The 315-nt window shown below is 46.0% G+C and carries 1 tRNA gene; it reads right to left on the bottom strand.

What is annotated here, in order from left to right:
- Positions 1 to 77, bottom strand: a tRNA-Ile gene (locus V5298_RS20925).
- Between the last annotated feature and the right edge of the window lie 238 nt (positions 78 to 315).

The raw sequence follows: 315 nt of genomic DNA, 5'->3' as shown, positions 1-315 counted from the left end.
TGGTAGGCTTGGGCAGACTTGAACTGCCGACCTCACCCTTATCAGGGGTGCGCTCTAACCAGCTGAGCTACAAGCCTATTGCTTGGTCTTTATCGCTCAAGCGGCTTTGCTCAGGAATTTGTACGATTACAATCAAAGATTGCACTCTTAACAAATTCCTCGCGGCGTTGCTTGACCAACAAATCCGCTGCGCAATACTCCGTATAGGTGAGTACTACCTTGGTTGTTCTTTTCTTCTATAACAAAACAATCTGTGTGAACACTACGCTAAAAGGCAGTTGACGATTTTTAAGGTAAGGAGGTGATCCAACCCCA

Origin of the sequence: Alteromonas sp. 14N.309.X.WAT.G.H12 (genome assembly GCF_036697315.1) — a bacterium.
GTDB lineage: Bacteria > Pseudomonadota > Gammaproteobacteria > Enterobacterales > Alteromonadaceae > Alteromonas.
Note: the sequence above shows the minus strand (reverse complement) of the source record. Positions and strands in the feature narration are given on the sequence as shown.